Annotated in this window: 5 protein-coding genes, 1 pseudogene and 1 other annotated feature; of the genes and pseudogenes, 1 reads left to right on the top strand and 5 read right to left on the bottom strand. The window is 41.8% G+C overall.

Annotated elements, in window-relative coordinates:
• Positions 1–322: 322 nt before the first annotated feature.
• From H140_RS15390 to H140_RS15380, 3 genes and pseudogenes are all read right to left on the bottom strand, one after another.
• Positions 323–1,665 (bottom strand): annotated as a pseudogene (locus tag H140_RS15390) (IS3 family transposase).
• Positions 1,274–1,390, bottom strand: a sequence feature (AL1L pseudoknot). (Overlaps the previous pseudogene by 117 nt.)
• Before the next feature lie 220 nt (positions 1,666–1,885).
• A complete protein-coding gene (locus H140_RS15385) occupies positions 1,886–2,293 on the bottom strand; it encodes an oxygenase MpaB family protein (RefSeq protein ID WP_083932652.1) in 408 nt (135 codons plus the stop codon).
• 39 nt (positions 2,294–2,332) lie between these two features.
• Positions 2,333–2,914 (bottom strand): oxygenase MpaB family protein, encoded by a 582-nt coding sequence (locus H140_RS15380; protein WP_083932650.1) that lies wholly within the window; start codon positions 2,912–2,914, stop codon positions 2,333–2,335.
• Positions 2,915–3,396: 482 nt separating this feature from the next.
• Between H140_RS15380 and H140_RS0103285 the strand changes: the two genes are divergently transcribed.
• The gene (locus tag H140_RS0103285) at positions 3,397–4,452 is read left to right on the top strand and encodes a hypothetical protein (protein WP_156819062.1); all 1,056 of its coding nucleotides are present in this window, start codon (positions 3,397–3,399) and stop codon (positions 4,450–4,452) included.
• A gap of 33 nt (positions 4,453–4,485) precedes the next feature.
• On the opposite strand, the gene H140_RS0103280 is transcribed toward H140_RS0103285, so the two are convergent.
• Positions 4,486–5,730, bottom strand: coding sequence for an alkane 1-monooxygenase (locus H140_RS0103280; RefSeq protein ID WP_019672229.1), 1,245 nt, complete (start codon positions 5,728–5,730; stop codon positions 4,486–4,488).
• A gap of 92 nt (positions 5,731–5,822) precedes the next feature.
• On the bottom strand, positions 5,823–7,568 hold the full coding sequence (locus H140_RS0103275; RefSeq protein WP_019672228.1) for an amidohydrolase: 1,746 nt from the start codon (positions 7,566–7,568) through the stop codon (positions 5,823–5,825).
• Between the last annotated feature and the right edge of the window lie 94 nt (positions 7,569–7,662).

Raw genomic sequence — 7,662 nt, 5'->3', positions numbered from 1 at the left:
CTTACAGTGTTCGCTACACCCTTGTAAGCTATTTGCCATCAAGGGTTCGTTAAGCATTTGGTAGCTGACTTTATCATTGTGAATAAAACGCCATAATGCTTGTGTTTGAGCGAAACTACTTTGATTATTAATGGTAGCTTTCATACCTGTGTGTAGATAACCATTTAGGTGTGTGTGATTACGTACGAGTTGTTGATATCGTTTAATGAGCCTCGTATCTAGCTCCATTTTCTCTATGCCATACTAATTTATTCTAACAGCTTTATGAGCTGTTACCAATTGTGTAGATACCTATGCTATATCGGAGAGTGGATTACTTGAGTCAGGCAGCTTTGTCTGACTCACTAAGACTATCATAGTATCGTCTCTCAAACTCAAAAGGCGACACATAACCAATCGTACTATGTAAACGTGTTTTGTTAAACCTGAGAAGCGTTAAAAATCGATTAAGTATCGATTTAGCTTTGCAAGGCGAGAGCTGTGCTCGAGTGACGACCCATTCAAGAGTTGCTAATTCAACATCATTCACACCTTGCCACTGCTGTTTTAAATATTCAATCACCTCCGTTTTATAAAGCCCGTTAACCGTTTCAGCTAACGCATTATCTTATGAGCGAGGAAATAGCAAAGCACTGCTTTGCCCGAGCGCAAGGGGAGAGCTGTGCTCGAGTAGATCACCTATCGTACCAACAGATGCAATGACGCCAGAATCAGCCATCTTATCCGTATAGCGAATGGATAAATACTGAACACCTCTATCACTATGGTGGATCACATCTTTTGGGTTGTTCCTGTCTGCAATGGCTTGGTTTAGTGCTGCCATCACCATATCGGTGTTCATACGATTAGATAACTTCCAACCAACGATAACGCGAGCAAATACATCAATAATAAAGGCGGTATATACCCAACCACTCAGCGTTTTAACGTAAGTAAAGTCAGCAACCCATAGCTGGTTAGGTCTATGTGCACTGAAATTACGATTAACTAAGTCGTCTGCCCGTATTTGATCATCACGAGACTTAGTGGTTATCTTCCCCTTACCTCGCCAAATACCTTGCATGCCATGCTGACGCATTAACCGCTCTACAGTGCAGCGTGCAGGATGTATACCCTCTGCCTTCAACTGTTTCCAGACTTTACGAGCGCCGTATCGGCATTTGCTGTCCTTCCAGATACGTTTAATCTCACCTAGATAGAAATCGTCATGCTGACTACGCTGTGAACGTTTTTCAGGACTCAATTCTAGCTCTTTAGCACGATAGTATGTGGATGGAGCAATCGGTAGTACTCTACAGATTGGCTCGACTCCATATTGTTGTTTGTGATCGTCAATAAAATCAACCATTACTTGGGTTTGCGGTCGAGCTCCGCCTGGGCGAAAAAAGCTGCAGCTTTCTTTATAATCTCATTGGCTTGCTTTAATTCTCTATTCTCACGTTCAAGCTCTTTGATACGCTCGGCTTGGCTTTGAGCTTGAATATTTGCAGGAATGGTTTTATCTATGTGCTTTTTATGCCATGATCGTAGGGTCTCAGGCGTGCAACCTATCTTTGGCGCTATGGCTTTAATGGCTGACCAGGTGGATGGGTAGTCGTCTTTGGCTTCAATAAGCATACGGACGGCTCGCTCTTTCATTTCAGGGGTATAGTTTCGTGTTTTCATTGTCGTATTCTCTCAGAAAAATGAGTCTCCGACAATCCCGGGGCGGTTCAAATCGGTGGGTTACACTTTTTATGCCCCTATGAGGTTAAAAAACTATCCCACACTTGCTTAAACGAACTAGACATTGGCATATTATTAAAATATAGGTAAACAACTAAAAAATTTACCTATAAAACTTCTTTATCTTGATAGTAAGGGTCATTTTTTCTAAGCCACCAGCTCATATTATACTGACGTTGCTGTCTAAAGCTTTCAATACGCTCTTCGATTTTTGGATGTAGGCGCCGCGCAGTATCGATACAAATAGCAGTGGTACACTAAGTAATACCCCTTGACGTAAAGGCACTTTTGGTAAATTAAGCCCATCACCCACATCATCGCCAACAATAGTGCGAGTAACACTAGCATTAAGTAGTTCAACCGCATGGCCACGCCAAGTTTGCTTTTGCTTACCCATGATTTCGGTAGGTAGGTCATGCAACGCCTTAGCCAATGGACGCCCTATTTCAAAATCAAGGCGTTGCGCAGATAAATAGGAGTATAACCATTCCCATGATTCTTCTTCTGTTTTAGGAATACGATCAAGATCGACACCCATCCACCAAGTAGCTAGGCGCCACAAGTGCATAATACCTTCAGCTTCTTCGTCAGTAATATGAGCACCGAGTCACTTTAAACCCCGTGAAATGAGTAATGAAAACTGCAAATGAAAGCTGTGCATCTGACGGATTATGATAGTTTGCCGCCAAGCTTCACCACCCACAGCCAACGGAGTTTCGTCACCACAAACAGCGGGGTGCTCAGAGACTGCCATCATATAGCCATAAGTGCGGTAGAGACGAGCTAAAGCGTCATGTACCAGTGAGCCTGTTTTAACCAGAGGCAAAGACAATGCAGGAATACTATAACCCGCCATTAATGCAACATTTCGAAGTAGCCAAACCAGAGTTAATGGATAACGCCTATAAGCGATGGCTTCTTTTTCAGCTAGCTTGACATCAAACCAGTCAGGATGACCTGAAAACTTATCAACCATCTTCTTAAAGTTAGGGTCAGCTAACATGTGAGCTTTGTCTGAAGCTGTAAAAACTGCTTTATTTAAAATAGCGTTTTGTAAATCATCTGCAAAGCGTTTATATTTCGAAGTCAATGCATCGACCACAGGATCGGTCATTTCGTAGCTTTCAGCAATGTCATCTAATATTTCTTTTTTTAGCTTATAGCCTTTAGGTAAGACATACTTACGCATACATTCAAGGACCTGCAGACCCTCATTCTCAGATTGACTGGCGGTGCTGCGTCCATAGTTATAAATTATACCCCACTCTCAACTCTTTATAAGTTATTGATATTTAAAGGTTTATAACGGAAAGACCTAACAACTAAATATTTTAAGGCCTTTAAAATCAAGGGTTAAGAAAAAAGAGTTGAGATTCGAATAAATTATAGAAACACCTATCGACTTGTTAAGTTTTGAATCCTTAATATTAAGTCGTTGCTTATTCATAAGAGTCTCCCTACTCTATTTATGCAAAAAATATAAACAATGAACCGCTATAATATCGCTTTTCAAGAATATTCTAAATAACAAACAAAATAGCTTCCCTTTATCTAACTAACAACTTTTTAAATATTAAGCTATATTATATTCATTTTTTAGCGTATATAATCTAAACTTACGATTTTCTATCATAAAACCTCCCTTTTTATATCATCGTGAAGCTAGCCACTATGTCTAAGTTATTGAAAACTAAGAAATCTAAGTCATCTTTATTATTCTACTGTGCGATGTGTACACTGGCGACACCAGCACTAGCTGAGAATGCCTCACAACCAACCAATAAGCTAACAGATGGCTCCCTGACCACAGCGATAACCGCCATCAATGATGAAGCGGCCGAGTGGATAGACGATCATCATGAAGACGTTCAAGACAGATTACGCAACTTGGCGCATAGCATGGACAAATGGTTTGGTGAGCCTGACCCCCAAAAGCCTGCATCTGCCAATTTACGGGTTGTGTTTGATACTCGCTGGTCGAATAACCCCACTGATGGCAGTCATGTCACCGTCAAACCTAGGATTAGAGGACATATAAAACTGCCCGTATTAGAAAGGCGCTTAAGTATAGTCATAGGTGACAAGGATCTTGATGAACAAGATGTTCTAACCAAGGGCTCCGCTTATGGCGCAGGGCATACCCCCAATCAAAGCAAAGTCCTTGATGGTAAACAAGTACGTGAGGACAACGCTTCTATCGCATTACGTTGGTCAAAGCTTGAAGACACCTTTGGGTTCGATACGGATGTTGGCATACGCTCAGGTAATGACTTATTTCTAAAATTTAGTGTCGATAAAGACCTGCATCAAACCGATACGTGGCAAATCTCAAACCATAACTATTACCGCTATGGCACCGACAGTGAGCATACCTTAAAAGGCGAAATAAACACGCAATACAAACTGAGTGCCACTCGCTACTTTAATAACAATATCAACCTTCGCTATCGCCATGAAGATGATCGAGAACAGACCACTTGGGGGAATGAAGTACGCCACATTCATTATTTTAATAACAATAAGCAGTTATCTTATGGTCTCTCTTCTTATGGCTATCTTGAAGACGGCAGACTCTCCTTAAACAGTTACGGGCCCACTGTCAGTTATCGCCAGCCATTTTGGCGAGACTGGTTGTTTTTACAAACTGAATTTAGCTACTTTAATGATAAAAAAGAAGACAAAAGCCACTTCCCTTCTACTTTATTACGCATAGAAGCTCTTTTTTAATCGAACTAGGGGTGTCAACCTATTCCAAGTAAGCTACTTTTTAAACCTTGCCAGCCAATCCAAGCCTTTTTGCACATACTCAGTGGCACGCTGCATGCGTGGGCTAAGTGGCTTGTCGTGTATATTAATCCGATCCATATCATCCTTATAATGCGCAACCACCCGCTTATTCATGATGGCAAACCATAACGGCGGAATGTAAGCCGGCACAATCATACTGGCATAGCCACTGGGTAGCTGTGGCGACTCATCAAAGTGGCGCAATACCTGATACGGACGGCTTGGATGGGCATGGTGATCCGAATGACGCTGTAATTGATATAAGAATAAATTGGTTACTGTGTTGTTACTATTCCAGCTATGCTCAGGACGAGTGGGTTCATAGCGACCATTTGCATCCTGCTGACGCAACAAACCGTAATGCTCTAAATAATTGACCGACTCAAGTAAGCTAAAACCATAGATGGCTTGAATTGCGATAAATGGAATCACCTTTTTGCCATTTAGCTTATACAGGGACGCATATAGCGCAGCCGTGATGGCCCAGCCTTGAAGTAGCTCGTTATCTTTACTCCAAAAGTGCTTTTTCTTACGAGCCAGTCGTCTTTTTTCAATCTTAATCGCTGAGCGTAGTCCACCAAATACAGTACGTGGTAAAAACTGCCAAAAGCTTTCGTTAAAACGGCTGGTGGCAGGGTCTTGCGGGGTGGCCACCCAGCGATGATGACCAAAGTTGTGTTCAATGGCAAAGTGACCATACGCAGAAGGCGCTAGGCTAAAACGTGCCAAATGACGATTGAGCTTGTCTTGTTTGTGCCCCAATTCATGGGCCGCATTGATTGCAATACCACTACCGATACCAGCGGTAATAGCCACTCCAAGCTTGTTATACCAAGGCAGTTTGCGGTGGGTGAATTGATGGGCAGCAATAAATAGTGCGGTGTAATTAAGCGGAATAAAGGCGTGCACAATCTTTTGATAATAAGCATCATGCTCAAGGGCGTTAAAAGCCGCTTCAGATAAATTATCATCATCTGTGCCAATCAGCACATCCAGTGTAGGAATAAAGGCGTAGGTAAAGAGACTGCCCGACCACGCAATCAAGGTATTTTTTAGATCAAAACCATCCTGGTCTTTGACACCCAGATACATCGCCCAGCCGATAATCGGTGCCAGCGGACTGAGCAACCATAGTTTACGCTTTGGATCGATCTGGCGGCTGCTGTGTAAAGCTTTGCTAATTTGATAACGCTGCTTAGGCTGTAAGTTAATACTCATCATACACTCCTTGTATAAAACAGTTGGTTAAGCCATCCTTCCTTAACCATTGACTAGGGGGGGGGTATTCCTGCATTAACCTTAATCTATCACTATTTTACTGATTTATCATTATCTTCATCACTTTGTGAATAAATTAACTTTCCATCTTTAATCGTTTGTACAACCTTGATGTCACGAATTTTCATGGGGTCGATAGTCAGCGGATTGTTATCCAAAATAACTAAATCTGCCCGTTTACCAACCTCAAGTGTACCTTTGCTGTCCTCTTCAAACATCTGATAGGCCGCATAACTGGTGATTGATTTTAGCGCTTGGTAAGGGCTGGCTTGTTGTGCTGCGCCGATAACTTTTCCACTTCTTGATACCCTGTTTACTGCTGTCCAAAGCGTGAATATTGGATCAATGGGTGTCACTGTGGCATCAGAGTGATTGGTGTACTTTAGCCCCAGCTCATCGGCACTGACAATTGGGCTTAAAAACTCAGCTCGTTTTTTACCTAGGTTTTCTACATGGACATCCCCCCAAAAGTAGGCATGATTGGTAAAAAATGACGGCTGTATATTGTATTTTTTGTAAGTTTCAAGTTGGTCGGGGCGCACAAACTGTGAATGTACAACAATGGTTCGGCGATCTTTGTCTAAAGGCTGATTTAGAGCTTTAGCCGCATATTCATGCGCTTTAATAATCATATCAATACTGGCATCACCATTGGCATGAATAAACAGTTGGTTATCTGCTGCGTAAGCGGTTTTAAACAGCTTATTTAACGCCTCCTGCGACAAGCTTGGCAGTCCCTTACAGTCGCTAGCACAGCCTTCAACTTGTGTTAAATAAGGCTCAGTGAAATAAGCGGTTTTACCTTGTGGCGAGCCATCAGCAATAATCTTGGTTCCTTGTACTTTAAAGCCATTTTTATAGTCTTTAAAGTGAAGCTCTTTATCTTGTAGATTACTTTCAAGCTCGCTAAATCCTGCTAAAGATACTAGGTCTATTTTGAGTTTGCCTTGATCTGCTTGCGACTGAAAAAACCGAATCGCCTCTCTATCTGTCATTCCATCTTGCGCTGTGGTAAAGCCATTTTGAGCATAATAATCTTGGGTTTGCTCAAGAAACTCAGCTTGCTTATCATTTAATACTTGCAACATGTGTCCCACAAAAGGATACATCGCTGTCTCTTGCACTAAGCCATTGGGCTCATTGGAATTTGGCAAACGCCCTATCATGCCGCCTTCTGGATTTTGTGTCTTAGCAGAGACATTCATTGCCTCTAAAGCTCGGGAGTTCGCTACTCCCATATGACCGCTGGTATGTTGAATATACACTAGGTTATTGGGTAAAACTTTATCCAGTTCCATTTTGGTAGGGTGACGTTTTTCTTGGAGTTGACTTTCGTCATAGCCCCAGCCATATATCCACTCGCCGTCTTTTATATTATGCTCAGTCTTATACGCCTTAAGCTTGGCAAGTAATTCATCAATACTTGAAACTTCGCCCACTGGAGGCGAGTTTAAGTCCACCTGCCCCATAGTATTTGAAACCATTCCAAAGTGGCTGTGCGGATCAATAAAGCCTGGCAATAAAGTTTTACCCTTTAAATCAATGTAATTTGCATTCGCAAACTTTGATTTGGCTTGAGCCAGATTACCCACATAGACAATATTACCTTTGCTTTCCACCACTGCTTCAACTTCGCTAGGCTCAGCCGTTGTCATCGGAATGATATGCCCATTATGATAAATCTGCACAAGTGGCGACTTTGTTTCGCTTACTGTATTACTGGTACAGCCTACCAGCATGCCTAGCGCCAAAATGGAGGAAACAATATTTTTAACCATGCTATGTCCTGATTTAAAGTAGTTTTTTAATACTGGTTGTTTAATACTGGTTGTTTAATACTGGTTGTTTAATACTGGTTGTTTAATATGGAGT

Origin of the sequence: Psychrobacter lutiphocae DSM 21542, from assembly GCF_000382145.1 — a bacterium.
GTDB classification, from domain to species: Bacteria; Pseudomonadota; Gammaproteobacteria; order Pseudomonadales; family Moraxellaceae; genus Psychrobacter; species Psychrobacter lutiphocae.
Note: the sequence above shows the minus strand (reverse complement) of the source record. Positions and strands in the feature narration are given on the sequence as shown.

Coding starts and splice junctions, on each gene's coding strand:
- H140_RS15385 (WP_083932652.1), bottom strand. CDS start 2,293: ATGCACTTGTGGCGCCTAGCTACTTGGTGGATGGGTGTCGATCTTGAT.
- H140_RS15380 (WP_083932650.1), bottom strand. CDS start 2,914: ATGCGTAAGTATGTCTTACCTAAAGGCTATAAGCTAAAAAAAGAAATA.
- H140_RS0103285 (WP_156819062.1), top strand. CDS start 3,397: ATGTCTAAGTTATTGAAAACTAAGAAATCTAAGTCATCTTTATTATTC.
- H140_RS0103280 (WP_019672229.1), bottom strand. CDS start 5,730: ATGAGTATTAACTTACAGCCTAAGCAGCGTTATCAAATTAGCAAAGCT.
- H140_RS0103275 (WP_019672228.1), bottom strand. CDS start 7,568: ATGGTTAAAAATATTGTTTCCTCCATTTTGGCGCTAGGCATGCTGGTA.